Raw genomic sequence first — 16598 nt, forward strand, 5'->3', positions numbered from 1 at the left:
GCAACAATCCTTTCACATTGAAAGGTTAGCGAAAGGTTCGTTACCTAGCATTTCGATACGGCCCCATATTGGCCGCATAAGCACCACAAAGGTGCAGACCCATAAAAACAATAACGGAGTCACCCGACGATGCTGTCACCGCAGCCGCAGGCGTTCGCGCCTATCCGACGCTCGCCCACCCGCCCCACTGCCATCGCCAGCGCAGTCGCCCTCGCCGGCGTCGCCCCGCTGAGCCAGGCCGCCTTCATCGAAGACAGCACGGCCACCTTCGAAACCCGCAACATGTACTTCAACCGCGACTTCCGCGACGGCACCAGCAGCCAGCAGTCCAAGCGCGACGAGTGGGCGCAGGGTTTCATGCTGAACCTGGAGTCCGGCTTCACCGACGGCACCGTGGGCTTTGGCCTCGACGCCCTGGGCATGCTCGGCGTCAAGCTCGACTCGAGCCCCGACCGCACGGGCACCGGCCTGCTGCCGACCCACGATGACGGCCGCGCCGCCGACGAGTATTCCAAGCTCGGCCTGACCGGCAAGGTGAAGATTTCCCAGACCGAACTCAAGCTCGGCACCCTGATACCGGAGCTGCCCACCCTGCAGCCCAACGATGGGCGGATCCTGCCGCAGACCTTCGAGGGCGGCCTGCTGACCTCCCGCGAAATCCGCAACCTGACCTTCACCGGCGGACGCCTGGAGAAAGCCAAGGACCGCGACAACACCAACAAGGAAGACATCGCGCTCAACAACAAGAACAGCCGCTTCCTGGGCACCGTGGCCGGCGAGCACTACGACCTGGCAGGCGTGGACTACAAGTTCACGGACAAGATCACTGGCAGCTACCACTTCGCCCAGCTCGACGAAGTCTACCGTCAGCACTTCGTCGGCCTTCTCGCCAGCCAGCCATGGGGCCCAGGCACCTTTGGCGCCGACCTGCGCCTGTCGGTCAGCGACGACCAGGGCCAGGCCCGCGGCGGCAAGATCGACAACACCGCGGCCAACGGCATGTTCAGCTACGCCCTGGGCGGCCACAAGCTGAGCGCCGCCTACCAGCACCTGTCGGGCGACAGCGCCTTTCCCTACATCGATGGCTCCGACCCTTACCTGGTCAACTTCGTGCAGATCAACGACTTCGCCGGCGCCGACGAGCGCTCGTGGCAAGCGCGTTACGACTACAACTTCGCCGCCCTGGGCATCCCCGGCCTGACCTTCATGACCCGCTACCTCAGCGGCGACAACGTCAGCCTGGCCAATGGCGGCGAAGGCAAGGAGTGGGAACGCAACACCGAGTTCAAGTACGTGGTACAAAGCGGCGCCCTGAAAAACGTCGCCGTCCGCCTGCGCAACGCCACCTTCCGCTCGAACTTTGCCCGCGACGCCGACGAAGTGCGGCTGCTGGTGAGCTACAGCGTGGCCCTCTGGTAACCAATAACAACAATGCACGGAGATAGACCATGACGTTTTCACTGCGCCGCCTCGTCCTCGCCACTGGCTGCCTGCTGCTGGCCGGTAATGCCCTCGCCGCCGAACCCAAGCGCCCGGAATGCATCGCCCCCGCCTCCCCCGGCGGCGGCTTCGACCTGACCTGCAAGCTGGTGCAGAGCGCGCTGGTCAACGAAAAGATCCTCAGCAAGCCCATGCGCGTCACCTACATGCCCGGCGGTGTCGGCGCGGTGGCCTACAACGCCGTGGTCGCCCAGCGCCCGGGCGATGCCGGCACCCTCGTGGCCTGGTCGAGCGGTTCGCTGCTGAACCTTGCCCAGGGCAAGTTCGGCCGCTTCGATGAAAACGCCGTGCGCTGGCTGGCCGCGGTCGGCACCAGCTATGGCGCCATCGCGGTGAAGAAGGACTCGCCGTACCAGAACCTGGCCGACCTGGTCGCCGCCCTGAAGAAAGACCCGAGCAAAGTGGTGATCGGCTCCGGCGGCACCGTCGGCAGCCAGGACTGGATGCAGACCGCGCTGATCGCCAAGGCCGCCGGCATCAACCCGCGTGACCTGCGCTACGTGGCGCTTGAAGGCGGCGGCGAGATCGCCACCGCGCTGCTGGGTGGGCACATCCAGGTGGGCAGTACCGACATTTCCGACTCCATGCCACACATCCAGAGCGGTGACATGCGCATTCTCGCGGTGTTTTCCGAGAACCGCCTGGACGAGGCCGGGATGAAAGACATCCCCACCGCCAAGGAGCAGGGCTTCGACATCGTCTGGCCGGTGGTGCGCGGTTTCTACCTGGGGCCGAAGGTCAGCGACGAGGACTACGCCTGGTGGAAAGCCTCGTTCGACAAGCTGCTGACCTCCGAGGAGTTCGCCAAGCTGCGTGATCAGCGCGAGCTGTTCCCCTTCGCCATGACCGGCGAGGAGCTCGACGGCTACGTGAAGAAGCAGGTTGCGGACTACAAGACCCTGGCCAAGGAATTCGGGCTGATTCAGTAAGACTGCCTGGAATCGCCGATCTTATCTGGTCTTTCGAGGATAACGCTGTACCTGTGGGAGCTGGCTTGCCAGCGAATCAATGGCGCGGACACCGCATTCGTGACGGCAGTCCGCAGTGGCCCTTTCGCTGGCAAGCCAGCTCCCACAGTTCCAGCGCCACTTCGAAGAGCAGTGTTCAAGAAGCCCGTGTCATCCCGAGGATTCCACCATGATCCTGCAACGCATCTTCGCCCTGATCCTGCTGGCCGTCTGCGCGGCCCTGGCAGTCATGGCGTGGCCTTACCAGGCCGCCTTTTCCTACGAACCCGTGGGTCCCCGCGCCTACCCGCTGCTGATGCTTGGCCTGATGGGCCTGGCCCTGTTGTACCTGGCGTTTCGCCCGACCCCCATCGTGCACAAGGACGACGAGCCTGAGCTCGACCGCGAAACCCTGACCAAGATCGGCCTCTGCGTGGCCCTGCTGCTGGTGTTCGCCGCGACCTTCGAACCGCTGGGCTTCATCCTCAGCAGCATCCTGGTGGGCATACCCATGGCACGGCTGTACGGGGGTCGCTGGCTGCACAGCGCGATCATCGTGGTCGCCATGAGCCTGTTCCTCTACTGGCTGTTCGACCGCGTGATGGATGTGCCCCTGCCCCTCGGCCTGCTTGACGTTCTGGAGAACTGACACATGGATACCTTGAGCTACCTGGGCCAGGGCTTCGGCGTCGCCCTTACCCCTTACAACCTGGTCACCGCCCTGAGCGGCACGCTGATCGGCACCGTGGTCGGCCTGCTGCCGGGCCTGGGACCGATCAACGGCGTGGCGCTGCTGATCCCGATCGCCTTTGCCCTGGGCCTGCCGCCGGAATCGGCGCTGATCCTGCTGGCCGCGGTCTACCTGGGCTGCGAGTACGGCGGGCGGATCAGCTCGATCCTGCTCAACATCCCGGGCGAAGCCTCCACCGTAATGACCACCCTGGATGGCTACCCGATGGCCCGCCAAGGCCTGGCGGGCGTCGCCCTGTCGCTGTCGGCCTGGAGCTCGTTCATCGGTGCGTTCATCGCCACCTGCGGCATGGTGCTGTTCGCGCCGCTGCTGGCGAAATGGGCGATCGCCTTTGGCCCGGCCGAGTACTTCGTGCTGATGGTCTTCGCGATCATCTGCCTGGGCGGCATGGCTGGCGACAAACCGTTGAAGACGTTCATCGCCGCCTTGATCGGGCTGTTCCTGTCGGCGGTCGGCATCGATGCCAACAGCGGCGTCTATCGCTTTACCGGTGACAGTGTGCACCTGGCCGACGGTATCCAGTTCGTCGTGCTGGTGCTGGGCCTGTTCTCGATCAGCGAGATCCTGCTGCTGCTGGAAAAAACCCACCACGGTCATCAAGCGGTCAAGGCCACCGGGCGGATGCTGTTCAACGTCAAGGAAGCGGCCTCGGTGTTCGCGGTCAACATCCGCTGTGGCCTGCTCGGCTTCATCATGGGCGTGCTGCCCGGCGCGGGCGCGACGCTGGCCAGTGCCGTGGCCTACATGACCGAGAAACGCATCGCGGGCACCTCGGGCACCTTCGGCAAAGGCGACAAGCGTGGCCTGGCCGCGCCGGAAACCGCCATCGGCGCCTCGTGCTGTGGCGCCCTGGTGCCCATGCTGACCCTTGGCGTGCCAGGTTCAGGCACCACCGCGGTGATGATCGGCGCGCTGACCCTGTACAACATCACCCCAGGGCCGATGCTGTTCGAACAGCAGCCCGACATCGTCTGGGGCCTGATCGCCTCGCTGTTCATCGCCAACATCATGCTGGTGATCCTGAACATCCCGATGATCCGCATCTTCACCCGCATCCTGGCCGTGCCGAACTGGGCGCTGGTGCCGGTGATCGCCATCATCACCGGGATCGGCGTGTACGCCGTGCATGCCACCACCTTCGACCTGTTCCTGATGGTCGGCATCGGCATCATGGGCTACATCCTGCGCAAGCTGGACTTCCCGCTGTCGCCGATCCTGCTGGGGTTCATCCTCGGTGGCCTGATGGAGCAGAACCTGCGCCGCGCGCTGTCGATCTCCAACGGCGAGCTGGGCATCCTCTGGGCGAGCCCGATCAGCATGGGCGTCTGGGTGCTGACCCTGTGCATGCTGACCCTGCCGCTGCTGCGCATCTGGCGTCGCCGCGCCCAGCAACGCCGTGCCCTGGCCGATGTCTGAGCGCACGCCCCCGTTGTACTGGGCCACGGGACTGGTCGGCCTGGCGGGCGGTTACCTCGCCAGCCTGGTCGGCTGGCCCCTTCCCTGGATGGTCGGCTCGTTGCTGGCGATCATTCTGGTGCGCTGCCTGACACCCTGGCAGCTCAGCGAAATCCCCGGTGGCCGCAAATGCGGCCAGTGGGTCATCGGCATCGGCATCGGCCTGCACTTCACCCCCTCGGTGATCGAGCAGGTCGGCAGCCAACTTCGGCCTCATCTTCTTTGGCGCGCTGCTGACCAGCGTGTCCAGCGTGTTCGGGGTATGGCTGCTGCGGCGCACGGGCGAGGACCGCGCCACCGCGTTTTTCTCCAGCATGCCGGGTGGCTCGGGCGAGATGGTCAACCTGGGCGCGCGCAATGGCGCGGTGCTTGCGCAGGTGGCCGCCGCCCAGAGCCTGCGGGTGCTGGCGGTGGTGCTGTGCGTGCCGGCGATCTTCAAGTTCCTGCTGGGTGATGGCGTTTCACTGAGCCATGCCGGCAGCGTCAGCTGGGGCTGGCTGGCACTGATCGCGCCGCTGGCCGTGCTCTGCGCATTGCTTTGGCAACGCCTGCGGCAACCCAACCCCTGGCTGTTCGGGCCGTTGCTGGTGGCGGCTGGCATCAGCCTGGCGGGCAACCTGCAGATCGCTCTGCCCGATGGCGCCAGCCAGATCGGCCAATGGCTGATCGGTAGCGGGCTGGCTTGTCATTTCAACCGCGCGTTCTTTCGCCGGGCGCCGTCGTTCCTGGGGCGCACCCTCGTCGCCACAGCCTTGAGCATGCTGATCGCGGCCAGCTCGGCCTGGGTGCTGAGCAGCCTGACCGGCCTGGACCTGCGCTCGCTGACGCTGGGCATGATGCCGGGCGGGATCGCCGAGATGAGCCTTACTGCACAAACCCTGGAATTGTCGGTGCCGCTGGTGACCGCGATGCAGGTGATGCGGCTACTGTTCGTGCTGTTCCTGGCCGAACCGCTATTCAGGTACTGGAACCGCCCCGCGGTCGCCTCTGACTGATCTGCCCCTCAGAGCGCGCGGGGTTGCCGGCGATGGCACTCAGGCCGACTCTGGCAATTCCCAGTGGACCGGCGCCAGCCCGCGCTGCTCGAGAAAGCGATTGGTCTGGCTGAAGTGGCCACACCCGAGGAACCCGCGGTACGCCGACAGCGGCGAAGGATGCACCGACTTGAGGATCAGGTGCTTGGTCCCGTCGATCAGCTTCTGCTTGCTCTGCGCATGCGAGCCCCACAGCAGGAACACCACGTTCGAACACCGCTCGCTGACCACCTGGATGATCCGGTCGGTGAAGAACTGCCAGCCCTTGTTGGCATGCGACGCGGCATTGGCGCGCTCGACGGTCATGGTGGTGTTGAGCAGCAGCACGCCCTGGTCCGCCCAGCTTTGCAAACAGCCGTGGCGGGCGATGGGAATGTTCAGATCGCGCTGCATCTCCTTGTAGATATTGACCAGCGAGGGCGGCGTGGCGATGCCCGGCTGCACCGAGAAGCACAGGCCGTGTGCCTGGCCAGGCCCGTGGTAGGGGTCCTGGCCGAGGATGACCACCTTGACCTTGTCCAGCGGAGTGGAGTTGAGCGCGTTGAAGATCAGCGGCCCGGGCGGGTAGATTTCCTTGCCGGCGGCATGTTCCTGGCGCAGGAAGTCACGCAGTTGCTGCATGTAGGGCTGCTCGAATTCCGCGCGCAGGGCGGTCTTCCAGCTTGGTTCGAGTTTGATGCGATCGTCGTCAGTCATGGGGCCGTCCGTAAACAATGGGCGCGACACTAGGAAAGCTGCCAGAGGTTGTCAATCGATCCGACCGACGACCGGCATGATCGGCATGGCAGGCCATACTTGTGCCGATAACGTCAGTGAGGTTGTCCATGTCTATTGATTGCGAAGTACTGACAGGCGTCGACGGTGCGCGAATCGCCATCGCCACGCTGAATGCACCCAAGACGCTCAACGCCTTGACCCTGCCGATGATCGAAGTGCTCGACGAGCAGCTGCAGGCGTGGGCGAGCGATCCAGGCATTGTCTGCGTGCTGCTGCGCGGCGCTGGCCCCAAGGCGTTCTGCGCCGGCGGCGATGTGCGGGGCCTGGCCCAGGCCTGCCTGGAGCACCGCGGCAGCGTGCCGCCACTGGCGGCCAGTTTCTTCGCCGCCGAATACCGCCTCGACCATCGCCTGCACACCTACCCCAAACCGCTGCTGTGCTGGGCCCACGGCCATGTGCTGGGCGGCGGCATGGGCCTGCTGCAAGGGTCGGGCGTGCGCATCGTCACGCCCTCCAGCCGCCTGGCCATGCCCGAGATCAGCATCGGCCTGTATCCGGACGTCGGCGCCAGCTGGTTCCTCTCGCGCCTGCCGGGCAAGCTGGGCCTGTTCCTTGCGCTCACCGGCTCGCCCATCAACGCCCGGGACGCCCTCGACCTTGGGCTGGCTGACCGGTTTCTGGGCGAGCAGCAGCAGGAAGCGCTGGTCGAGGAACTGCTGCAGCTGAACTGGCAGGAACAGACCCGCCTGCAGCTCAACAGCTTGCTCAAGGCCGAGCAGCACCGGGCCTTCGCCGAACTGCCGCAGGCGCAATGGCTGCCACGCCGGGCGTTGATCGACGAGCTGCTGGATGTCGCGGACCCGGTTGCCGCCTGGCGCGCCCTGTGCGACCTGAGCCAGCATGCCGATCCGCTGCTGGCCGAAGCAGGTGTGCGCCTGCACGAGGGGTGCCCGCTGACCGGCCGGCTGATCTGGGAACAGCTGGACCGCGCCCGCCACCTTTCACTTGCGCAGGTGCTGCAGATGGAATACGCAATGAGCCTGAACTGCTGCCGGCATCCCGAATTCAGCGAGGGTGTGCGAGCGCGCCTGCTGGACAAGGACAACCAGCCGCGCTGGCATTGGCCGGACATCGCCCAGGTGCCCGAGGCGGTGGTCGAGGCGCATTTCAGCAAAGTGTGGGAAGGCCGCCATCCGCTGGCGGACCTTGCCTGAGATCAACGCTGCCAGTTGCGCCCGTCACGCTGGCCGTCGTGCTGGCCGCCACGCATGCCGCGGCCATCATGCTGGCGGCGATCGTCCTGGTAGCGGCGGTCATTGCGGTAGTCGTGGCGCTGGCGGTCACGGTTGTAGTCGTACCGCTGACGATCGGAATTGTAGTGATGATCATGACGCGGATTGCCCTGCCACTGACCCTGCACCCCAGGCGGTGGGTAAGGCCTGTAGTGCGGCACCGGCGCGGGCCGGTAGTAACGGGCTGGCGGGCTGTAGTAATAGCGTGGCTGGGGCGCGACGTAATAGCCACGGTTGTAGTAGCCCGGGCGGTAGTAACGCTGTGAGTCGTAACGATCAGCGGTGTAGTACTCGGTGCGGTAGTAGCTGCTTCCTCCATAGGGGACACAGGCAGTGGTGAGCAAGCCCAGCAGTGCGATCACAAGTATTCGGTGGTACATGGCGGCCTCCCGGACCGCTTGCGTTACTGACCAGCGGCGCTGGCAGGCGTCGATCAGCAAGCGTTCATCGACATGGGTAAGACACTGAACCGGGCGTGCAGTGCGATTCATGCAACAAATTGAAACAAGGATATGCATCCTGGAAAAACCTGGGGTCTTTTCCCTGCCATGTCACTAGAATGGCGACACTGGCAAACATCACGGGAAGATCATGCCGTCACGTTCCGCCCTGTTTTCGCAACGTTCGTTGATCCTGACCTTGCTGATCCTGCTGGCCTGCGGGTTTCTGGCGACCTCCCTGCTGAGCTACTTCGCTTCACGCGGGGCGATCCGCGACGGCATCGTCAACACCGAACTGCCGCTTACCTCCGACACGGTCTACTCCGAGATCCAGAAGGACCTGGTCAGGCCCGTGCTCATCTCCTCGATGATGGCCCAGGACACCTTCGTGCGCGACTGGGCGCTGGGCGGCGAGCAGGATCCGGAGCGCATCACCCGCTACCTCGACGAGGTGATGGGCAAGCAGTCGACCTTCACCACCTTCTTCGTTTCCGACCGCACCCGCATCTATTACCAGGCCAAGGGTGTGCTCAAGCGGGTGGAGCTCAACGAGCCCAGGGACACCTGGTACTTTCGCCTCAAGGCGATGAGCGCGCCCTACGAGATCAACGTCGACATCGACATGGCCAACCAGGACACGCTGACCGTGTTCATCAACCACCGCGTGCTCGACTACCAGGACCGCTTCATCGGCGCGGCCGGGGTGGGGCTGAGCGTGCAGACGGTGGTGCGCCTGATCGATACCTACCAGCAGCGCTACCAGCGCTCGGTGTTCTTCGTCGATCCGCAGGGCAAGGTACTGCTGACGGGCAGTGGCGGTGGCCCCCACGGCCTGCGCGTCGGCCAGCGCCTGGCAGACAGGCCGGAGCTTTCGGACCTGCTGGCGCAGATGCCAACGCCCAGCGGCGGCAGCCATGAATACCAGGACAGCGAAGGCCACAGTCATTTCCTCAACGTGCGCCTGGTTCCCGAGCTGAACTGGTACCTGATGGTCGACAAGCGCGAAAACGGCGCGCTGGACCGCATTCGCCAGTCGTTGTACCTGAACCTTGCGATCTGCGCGATGATCACGCTGGTGGTGCTTTCCTTGCTCAATGCGATGGTCAAGCGCCACCAGGACAACACCGAGGCGATCGCCAGCCTCGACAGCCTCACCGGGCTGCCGAACCGGCGCAGTTTCGACCTGCTGGCCGGCCAGGCGCTGCAGAATGCCGCGCGCGACCACGCGCCGCTGGTCGCCTTGCTGTTCGACCTGGACCACTTCAAGGCGCTCAATGACAACCATGGTCACCTGGCCGGCGACGAAGTGCTGCGCCAGTTCGCCCAGGTGCTGCAGGGCAGCCTGCGCCAGTCGGATATTCTCTGCCGCTGGGGCGGCGAAGAGTTTCTGGTGCTGCTGCGAAATGTCGATGGGCCCCAGGCACTGGCGGTGGCCGAGAAGATTCGCGAGCGGTGTGAACAGCTGGCGTTCAATTTCGCCAGCAAGCCCCTGCGCCTGACCACCAGCATCGGCCTGAGCAGCCTGCAGCCCGACGATACGCTGGACAACCTGATCGCCCGGGCCGACCATGCCCTCTACCGTGCCAAACAGGGCGGACGCAACCGCGTCTGCACAGACATGCCCCTCGCCGACCATGAATAACCCCACGCTTTGCCCCGCCTGTGGCGCCAGCAACCAGTGCGGCCTGGCCGATCCGCGCAGCGCCACGCAGCCCTGCTGGTGCTTTGGCGTGAGCATTGATCCGGCGGTGCTCGACGCCCTGCCGATCGAGTTGCGGGACAAAGCATGCCTGTGCCCACGCTGCGCATCGGTCGATGAGCAACTGCAGGCAGCGAAAAACCGGCCGAACCTGTAGACTGCCCGCCCCGCCTGCCTACCCTGTCGCCATGCGCCTCGACCGTTTTCTTGGCAATCTGCCCTGCTTCAACCGCCAGCAGACCCGCCTGCTCCTGGTGCAACGGCGCGTGCGCGTCGATGGCCAGGTGGTGAGCGACCCGCGCCTGGAGGTTCGGGCGTTCAGCCGTATCGAAGTCGATGAACAGGTGCTGCAGGCCGGCCACCCGGCGCGTTACCTCATGCTGCACAAGCCTGCGGGCTGCGTGAGCGCCACCCATGATCCCCAGCACCCCACCGTGCTCGACCTGCTGCCGGCCGGGCTGCGCGACGACCTGCACATCGCCGGACGCCTGGACTACAACACCACCGGGCTGATGCTGCTGACCAATGACGGGCAGTGGTCCCGTCGCCTGACCCAGCCGCGCACCAAGCTGCCCAAGGTCTACCATGTCGAGACCGAGGACGAGATCGGCGCGCACTACATCGACACGTTCCGCGAAGGGCTCTATTTCGCCTTCGAAGACCTCACCACCCTCCCCGCCGAGCTGACCTTGCTTGGACCGCGCCAGGCACGCCTGTCGATCGTCGAAGGACGTTATCACCAGGTCAAGCGCATGTTCGGGCACTTTGACAACAAGGTGACCCGGCTGCACCGCGAGCGCATGGGTCCGCTGGTGCTGGATCCGGCACTGACGCCCGGCGCCTATCGATTCCTGAGCCCCGACGAAGTCGCCCTGATCTGACGCCCGGGCGGTCCCTCGTCTGCTGGTATACCGCCTGACAACCGCCCAGCGGTTTTTTATTCCATATCGCCCGAACGGCACTTGCGGATTCCCGACCCTGCTGCTTGAATCCAACTCGTCAGTCTGCATGTGACTCGTCAGTCACAACCGCAGTCCAAGACGCCTTTTGCCGGCCATCCGGTGCCTGAAGGCACTGGAGCACGGCAAATCGCCCGCACCATAACAATACTTGTCGACACGCAGTCAGGATCGACGCTGGGCCCCGGTTTTTACTTCAAGGCGTATGCCTACCTGTCATGAAAATCGTGCACCGTGGGTGACACGAATACCCTTTTTTTGCGCCAGGAGTCGACGACATGAGGCCAGAAATTGCAGTACTTGATCTACAAGGTCAGTATCGGGTTTATACGGAGTTCTACCGCGCGCAAGGCGCCGACAAGACCATCATCATGGTCAACGGCTCGCTTGCCACCACCGCATCGTTCGCTCAGACGATGCGCAGCCTCTATCCCCAGTTCAACGTCGTGCTCTACGACCAGCCCTACGCCGGCCAGTCCAAGCCGCACAACCGCCACGAACGCCTGCTGACCAAGGAGACCGAGGCGCACGTCCTGCTGGAACTGATCGATCACTTCTCCGCCGACCATGTGATGTCGTTCTCATGGGGCGGCGCCTGCACCATGCTTGCGCTGGCGCACAAGCCACGGCAGGTGAAGAAGGCGATCGTCAGCTCGTTCTCGCCCGTGGTCAACGAGTCGATGCGCGACTACCTGGAGCGCGGTTCCCGGTACCTGAGCGCCTGCGATCGCTACCAGGTCGGCAACCTGGTCAACGACACCATCGGCAAGCACCTGCCCTCGTTGTACAAGCGCTTCAACTACCGGCATGTCAGCAGCCTGGACAGCCACGAGTACGCGCAGATGCATTTCCACATCAGCGAAGTTCTCAGCCATGAACTGACCCGTGCGCTCAGGAGCGCCGACACCATCGACATCCCTGTGTTGTTCGTCAACGGCGACCGAGACGAGTACACCACTGTCGAAGATGCCCGGCAGTTCAAGAACCAGGTGCGCAACAGCCACTTCAGCGAGATCAGCGGTGCCGGCCATTTCCTTGACCTGGAACACAAGGCCGCCAGCGAAGCCACGCGCAACGTGCTGTTGGGTTTCCTCAAGCCGACTGCCCGTGAAAACCGCCAGCGCAGTCATTACGTACAGGGTCATCATGCATTGGCCATCTGAGCGTTCCGACGGCCTGTAGCGCGATCGCAACTATCGCCTGCAGGCCGTCACGCGGCTTTTTTGCCACACCGGTCTTCTAATCGCCTGCGTGTTCTGGTACAAAGTCGAGCTGCAAAGCGGGTGTCGTATAATGGCATTACTCCAGCTTCCCAAGCTGATAACGAGGGTTCGATTCCCTTCACCCGCTCCACACAATTTCAGTACATGACGTCCCCGTGACGGCGTGGTCAGCAAAAAGGAGCCAATGGCTCCTTTTTTCGTTTCTATTGAAAGCACTTTTCACGGGCTGTGCAGAAGCCGGGTGTGATGGGCAGCACCAGAGCTCCAATGCCCGGCGCTGTAGGAGCTGGCTCGTCCTGCGATGGGCCGCGCGGAGCGGCCCCGCGATATCAGACCCGCCCTGGTTCATACTGACACACCGCAGTGCCTGACCTAGGGGCCGCTCCGCGCGGCCCATCGCAGGACAAGCCAGCTCCTACAGGGCCCATCGCAGGCGGTCCAGCGTCCCGGCGAGCCAGCGCTCGGCGCGCCCGAGCACGGGCTTACTCAGCGGGGGGACTAGCCCTTTGGCACACACGCCTGCGGGACCGCGGCCGTCCCCTTTCCGATCAGGCTGATCAAGCCGCAGGGCAAGCTTGCGCGCCATTGCAGGTAATCATGCCCGGCGGGGTATTCCACTTGCTCGACCGCGTACCCCTTGGCCAGCAGCACATCGCGCAGGTGCCGGTTGGTGTCGAGGATCTTCGGTCCTTCGAACGTTCCTGAATGCAGGTAGAAGCGCAGCGGCTGGCGTGGTGCCTTGACGTATTCGCGGGTGAGCCAGCCGGGCTCGGCACCTTCGGGTGACCACCAGTACGAGCCGGACAGGCTGAGCACGTTGCCGAACAGCTCTGGATGGGTGAGCCCGAGGTAGGCCGATGCCAGGCCGCCGTAGCTGGAGCCGGCCACGACTGTATCGCCGGCGCTGGCATGCAGGCCTTGCTGGCGGGCCCAGGGCATCAGCTCCTCGGCCATGAAGCGCGCAAACAGGGGATTGGGCGGCAGCTCTTGCTGGCGGCTGAGGTCGGTGGGGTTGGCGATGATCAGCGCGGCGGTGGGCGGGATCAGGCCGTCGGCGACGAGGTTGTCGAGAAGGGTCGGGGTCGGTACCTGGCGGGTATAGGCGTGGGCGTCGAACAGGACCAGCAGGTGCTGGCCGCTTGCACCGTCATGCCAGCCGGCCGGGCGATACAGGTAGACGTCGCGTTCGTTACCCAGCAGCTTGCTGCCCAGGCGCTGACGCTCCAGAGTGCCACGGGCAACGTTCGCACGCTCGGCGACCCAGGGTTGCGGCGCTGCGTCTGGCAGCTCCAGGCGCGAGCGAGACAGCCAGGGATCGCCGCTGCCGTCGGCAAAGGTGGCCGGGTTCAGCGGGTCGCGCTGGGTGGTGGCAAGAATCGTCCGGCGATCATCGGAGGCCGGCACGTCCGGGGCCATCTGGTAGCTCAGACGGGCGCCTGAGGGCACTTCGAAGCTGCGGTACCAGACGTCGCTGTCGCCCAGCCGCTGCAACGGATCATGGTTGCCCGACGGGGCGCCGAACACGCGCACATTGTCACGTGCGCCGCGCCAGAGGAAGGTCACCAGGCGCTGGTCGGGCTTGCCCGGGATCACCTCGACCAGGGGCGTGCCCTGGCTGGCGCGGGCTTTCCAGAACGCCTCGGTGCTCTTGCCCGCGGCAAGGTCATCGACCAGCTGGCGCATGACTGGGCTGGCTGGCGCGGGCCGCGAACGGCGTTGCGAGCTCGCGGCCTGGACCAGGTTGAGGCTGAGACTGAAGCGCTCTTGCGCACGGGACTGCAGAGGCTCGGCACGCAGGCGGTACTCGCCCTCGCGCTCGGCCACGAACATGAAGTCGCGGACCTGGTCCATGCCGTCGATCAACAGCCGCAGCGGCTGGCCGCGCGCGTCGAGCAGACGCAGGCTGATATCGCCTTCGATGCGGCCGCGGACGAAGTCCCCGGCCTTGAGCGACAGTTGCCAGACGGATTGCTCAGGCTGTGCGGCCTGACCCTCTACCGTTTGCCCCACCTGCAGGTGTGCGATGCCAGCAGCCATTGCCCCACCGCTGCAGGCAGCCGCCATCAGCAAGGCACATCCCAGTCGTGTCAATTGATGCATTGTGGACCTCAGAAATCGATGCTGGCGGAAAGTTTGACGGTGCGCGGCTCGCTGACGGTGGCGTAACCATCGTTGAACACGCCCGCCCAGTACGAGCGGTTTTCGACGTTTTCCAGGCTGGCGCGCAGCATCACGTCCTTGCTCAACACCTTGGTGCTGTAGCGAGCGCCGAGGTCATAACGGGTCCACTGGGGAATCTTCAGCTGGTTGGCGGCGTCCAGGTACTGCGAGCTGCTGTGGATACCCAGCGCGGTCAGGGTCAGGCCTTCGACCCATGGGGTGTCCCACTCGGCGCCGAGGTTGGCCGACCAGGCCGGCACGCCGCGAGCCGTGTTGCCGTCGTAGGTGCCGCCCGCGGTCTTGGTCAGTTCGGCGCGGGTGTAGGTCACGCCGCCCAGCAGACGCACACTCGGGGTGATCGAGCCGAACATGTTCCACTCCACGCCACGGTTACGTTGCTCGCCGTCGTCGGTGTAGCGGTTGCTGGCGCTGTCGAACATCATGCTCGGCTTCTCGATCTGGAACACCGCCAAGGTATGGGTGAAGTCGCCCAGGTCCCACTTCACCCCCGCCTCCATCTGCTTGGCCTTGTACGGCGCGAACTGCTCGCCATAGTTGTCGGCGGACACATCGCTGACCATGCCGCCCTGGGTCAGGCCCTCGATGTAGTTGGCATACAGCGACACCGGCGCATCCCACGGTTTGAGCACCAGGCCCAGGGCCGGGGTCAGCGCGCGTTCGTCATAGGACGGATTGCTCAGCTTCTGCCGCACACGCTGGGAACGCACACCCAGGGTCAGCAGCACACGTTCATCGATGAACCCCAGGGTGTCGGCCACCGCGAAGCTGGACAGCGTGTTGTCGCCGGTCTTGTCGCTGGAGCCATGGGCGGAGGCAATGGTCGGCTGGATCGGGTGGTAGATGTTGGTGATGTACTTGGCGCCCGTCACGGTGGGCGCGCGACCGATGTCCTGGTGCAGCAGCGTGGTGCTGAGTACCAGCTGGTGGCTCACCGGGCCGGTCATGAAGTTGCCGCGCACGCCGGCCTCGGTGGAGAGACTGTGGGTGTAGCCGGCCTGGTTGTAGGTCTCGCCGCTGGCGTCGCCGCTGTCGTTGGTGACTTTCACCCGGGTGCCATTGAGAAAGCCCGTGTAGCGGGTGCGGGCGCCGCCGACGCTGGCGTAGGCTGTCCAGTTGTCATTGAGGTCGTATTCGCCCCGCACCAGCACCGCCTTGCTGATCTGCTTGGCAGAGATGCCTTCGAGGATGTTGGTATCGGGCTTGGGCGCCTTGAGCACATGCTTCAGGTCGCTGAAGCCGGCCATCATCGGGCTGCCGTTGTCCAGTTTCTCGTGGGTCTCGTAGGCGTCAAGTTCCAGTTTCCAGCCATCACCTTGGTAGTCCATGCCCAAGGACGCCAGGGTACGGTCCTTGGACTGGTCGTCGACGCCGGTGTCGCCACTGCCGTAGACGCCGTTGAAGCGGATGCCGAAACGTTGCTCATCGCCGAGGCGACGGCTCAGGTCGATGTGCTCGGCGAAATAACCATCGGACACATAGCTGGTGGTCAGGCGGGTCAGCGGTGTTGCGCCCGCGCGCTTGGGCACCAGATTGATCACCCCGCCGACGCCGCCGTTGGGCGCCATGCCGCTGAGCAGCGCGCCGGGGCCCTTGAGCACTTCGACCCGCTCGAGAAATTCGGTCGGCACGTGGCCATCCGGTGCCAGGCCGTACAGGCCATTGATCGCAAGCTCGGTTGAGTCCAGGGCATAGCCACGGATCATGAAGTTTTCGTAGGCATGGCCTTCGCCGGTGCTGAAGCGGATCGACGGGTCATTTCGCAGCACCGCGCCGACCGTGCCGCTCTGCTGGTTCTCCATGTTCTGCGCGGTGTAAGCGGCGACATTGAACGGTGTGTCCATGATGTCGCGATTACCCAGCATGCCGATCCGCGCACCGCGTGCGACCTGGCCCCCGCTATAGGCTTCAGGCAAGTCATTGCCCTGGCCCGTGGCATTGATCGTCGTCGCCCCCAGGTTCAGCGCGCCCTCTTCTGCGGTGCTGCGCAGGATGATCACGCCGTTTTCCTCCAGCGCCACCAGGTCGCTGCCAGCCAGCAGTTGCTGCAACGCCTGCAAGACCGTGTAGCGTCCCTGCAAGGCCGCTGCGCTGCGCCCTGCCAGCACGCGGCTGTCGGCGGCGATGGCCACGCCGGACTCATGGGCCAGCTGGTGCACCGTGGCTTCCAGTGACTGGCTGGGCAGGTTCAGGGAAAGCGGCTGGCTGTCGGCCAGCGCGGCGCTGGCCGACAGCAGCGCGCCGGTACCCAGGGCACAGGCCAGTACCAGGCGACGCAGCGTCCCGGGAAACGAAGCGGACACGGTCGATGGATGAGCCTGGGCGGAGAAAAGCGGCATGATCTGTCCTTGCAGAAGTGGGATTCACTGCTGATGACGGGACAGGGGCGGTTTACCCCTCAAA

At 64.7% G+C, this 16598-nt stretch carries 13 protein-coding genes, 1 tRNA gene and 1 pseudogene; 11 read left to right on the forward strand and 4 right to left on the reverse strand.

Annotation, left to right across the window (positions count from 1 at the left end; all coding sequences use genetic code 11):
* Positions 1-129: 129 nt before the first annotated feature.
* The 5 genes and pseudogenes from VJS90_RS15795 to VJS90_RS15815 all read left to right on the forward strand — a co-directional run bounded on the left by VJS90_RS15795 (position 130) and on the right by VJS90_RS15815 (position 5648).
* The gene (locus VJS90_RS15795) at positions 130-1419 is read left to right on the forward strand and encodes an OprD family porin (RefSeq protein ID WP_324122583.1); all 1290 of its coding nucleotides are present in this window, start codon (positions 130-132) and stop codon (positions 1417-1419) included.
* Positions 1420-1448: 29 nt separating this feature from the next.
* Complete coding sequence (locus tag VJS90_RS15800; RefSeq protein ID WP_324122584.1) at positions 1449-2429, forward strand: tripartite tricarboxylate transporter substrate binding protein; 981 nt, start codon at positions 1449-1451, stop codon at positions 2427-2429.
* 208 nt (positions 2430-2637) lie between these two features.
* Positions 2638-3096, forward strand: a complete 459-nt coding sequence (locus VJS90_RS15805) for a tripartite tricarboxylate transporter TctB family protein (protein WP_324122585.1) — start codon at positions 2638-2640, stop codon at positions 3094-3096.
* Positions 3097-3099: 3 nt separating this feature from the next.
* Positions 3100-4614 (forward strand): tripartite tricarboxylate transporter permease, encoded by a 1515-nt coding sequence (locus VJS90_RS15810; protein WP_324122586.1) that lies wholly within the window; start codon positions 3100-3102, stop codon positions 4612-4614.
* Positions 4607-5648: pseudogene (locus tag VJS90_RS15815) on the forward strand (AbrB family transcriptional regulator). The gene VJS90_RS15810 and the pseudogene VJS90_RS15815 overlap by 8 nt, the downstream one beginning before the upstream one ends.
* Before the next feature lie 39 nt (positions 5649-5687).
* Here VJS90_RS15815 and ung read toward each other — a convergent pair.
* Entirely contained in the window at positions 5688-6383 is a 696-nt protein-coding gene (ung, locus tag VJS90_RS15820) for a uracil-DNA glycosylase (RefSeq protein WP_324122587.1), read from the reverse strand.
* A 128-nt stretch (positions 6384-6511) separates the two neighbouring features.
* On the opposite strand from ung, the gene VJS90_RS15825 reads away from it, so the two are divergent.
* The gene (locus VJS90_RS15825; protein ID WP_324122588.1) at positions 6512-7618 is read left to right on the forward strand and encodes an enoyl-CoA hydratase/isomerase family protein; all 1107 of its coding nucleotides are present in this window, start codon (positions 6512-6514) and stop codon (positions 7616-7618) included.
* 2 nt (positions 7619-7620) lie between these two features.
* On the opposite strand, the gene VJS90_RS15830 is transcribed toward VJS90_RS15825, so the two are convergent.
* Positions 7621-8076, reverse strand: a complete 456-nt coding sequence (locus tag VJS90_RS15830) for a hypothetical protein (protein ID WP_324122589.1) — start codon at positions 8074-8076, stop codon at positions 7621-7623.
* 211 nt (positions 8077-8287) lie between these two features.
* Between VJS90_RS15830 and VJS90_RS15835 the strand changes: the two genes are divergently transcribed.
* The 5 genes from VJS90_RS15835 (at position 8288) to VJS90_RS15855 (ending at position 12147) form a co-directional block, all read left to right on the forward strand.
* Positions 8288-9778: a sensor domain-containing diguanylate cyclase gene (locus VJS90_RS15835; RefSeq protein ID WP_324122590.1), complete on the forward strand. Its 1491-nt coding sequence runs from the start codon at positions 8288-8290 to the stop codon at positions 9776-9778.
* Positions 9771-9992 carry a cysteine-rich CWC family protein gene (locus VJS90_RS15840; protein ID WP_324122591.1) on the forward strand — a complete coding sequence of 74 codons (222 nt, stop codon included), beginning with the start codon at positions 9771-9773 and terminating at the stop codon, positions 9990-9992. The genes VJS90_RS15835 and VJS90_RS15840 overlap by 8 nt, the downstream gene beginning before the upstream one ends.
* A gap of 31 nt (positions 9993-10023) precedes the next feature.
* Complete coding sequence (locus VJS90_RS15845; protein ID WP_324122592.1) at positions 10024-10716, forward strand: pseudouridine synthase; 693 nt, start codon at positions 10024-10026, stop codon at positions 10714-10716.
* A 356-nt stretch (positions 10717-11072) separates the two neighbouring features.
* Positions 11073-11957, forward strand: coding sequence for an alpha/beta hydrolase (locus VJS90_RS15850; RefSeq protein ID WP_324122593.1), 885 nt, complete (start codon positions 11073-11075; stop codon positions 11955-11957).
* A gap of 116 nt (positions 11958-12073) precedes the next feature.
* Positions 12074-12147, forward strand: a tRNA-Gly gene (locus VJS90_RS15855).
* 368 nt (positions 12148-12515) lie between these two features.
* Here the strand turns inward: VJS90_RS15855 and VJS90_RS15860 are convergent.
* Together VJS90_RS15860 and VJS90_RS15865 are read right to left on the reverse strand one after the other, a co-directional pair.
* A complete protein-coding gene (locus VJS90_RS15860) occupies positions 12516-14054 on the reverse strand; it encodes an alpha/beta hydrolase-fold protein (protein WP_324122594.1) in 1539 nt (512 codons plus the stop codon).
* A 71-nt stretch (positions 14055-14125) separates the two neighbouring features.
* Positions 14126-16534: a TonB-dependent receptor gene (locus VJS90_RS15865; RefSeq protein ID WP_324122595.1), complete on the reverse strand. Its 2409-nt coding sequence runs from the start codon at positions 16532-16534 to the stop codon at positions 14126-14128.
* Between the last annotated feature and the right edge of the window lie 64 nt (positions 16535-16598).

Source organism: Pseudomonas sp. (assembly GCF_035277045.1).
GTDB lineage: Bacteria > Pseudomonadota > Gammaproteobacteria > Pseudomonadales > Pseudomonadaceae > Aquipseudomonas.

Excerpts from the sequence above, each read along its gene's own strand:
- VJS90_RS15795 (WP_324122583.1), top strand. The coding sequence starts at position 130 with ATGCTGTCACCGCAGCCGCAGGCGTTCGCGCCTATCCGACGCTCGCCC.
- VJS90_RS15800 (WP_324122584.1), top strand. The coding sequence starts at position 1,449 with ATGACGTTTTCACTGCGCCGCCTCGTCCTCGCCACTGGCTGCCTGCTG.
- VJS90_RS15840 (WP_324122591.1), top strand. The coding sequence starts at position 9,771 with ATGAATAACCCCACGCTTTGCCCCGCCTGTGGCGCCAGCAACCAGTGC.
- VJS90_RS15810 (WP_324122586.1), top strand. The coding sequence starts at position 3,100 with ATGGATACCTTGAGCTACCTGGGCCAGGGCTTCGGCGTCGCCCTTACC.
- VJS90_RS15805 (WP_324122585.1), top strand. The coding sequence starts at position 2,638 with ATGATCCTGCAACGCATCTTCGCCCTGATCCTGCTGGCCGTCTGCGCG.
- VJS90_RS15865 (WP_324122595.1), bottom strand. The coding sequence starts at position 16,534 with ATGCCGCTTTTCTCCGCCCAGGCTCATCCATCGACCGTGTCCGCTTCG.
- VJS90_RS15860 (WP_324122594.1), bottom strand. The coding sequence starts at position 14,054 with ATGGCTGCTGGCATCGCACACCTGCAGGTGGGGCAAACGGTAGAGGGT.
- VJS90_RS15850 (WP_324122593.1), top strand. The coding sequence starts at position 11,073 with ATGAGGCCAGAAATTGCAGTACTTGATCTACAAGGTCAGTATCGGGTT.
- VJS90_RS15830 (WP_324122589.1), bottom strand. The coding sequence starts at position 8,076 with ATGTACCACCGAATACTTGTGATCGCACTGCTGGGCTTGCTCACCACT.
- VJS90_RS15835 (WP_324122590.1), top strand. The coding sequence starts at position 8,288 with ATGCCGTCACGTTCCGCCCTGTTTTCGCAACGTTCGTTGATCCTGACC.
- ung (WP_324122587.1), bottom strand. The coding sequence starts at position 6,383 with ATGACTGACGACGATCGCATCAAACTCGAACCAAGCTGGAAGACCGCC.
- VJS90_RS15825 (WP_324122588.1), top strand. The coding sequence starts at position 6,512 with ATGTCTATTGATTGCGAAGTACTGACAGGCGTCGACGGTGCGCGAATC.
- VJS90_RS15845 (WP_324122592.1), top strand. The coding sequence starts at position 10,024 with ATGCGCCTCGACCGTTTTCTTGGCAATCTGCCCTGCTTCAACCGCCAG.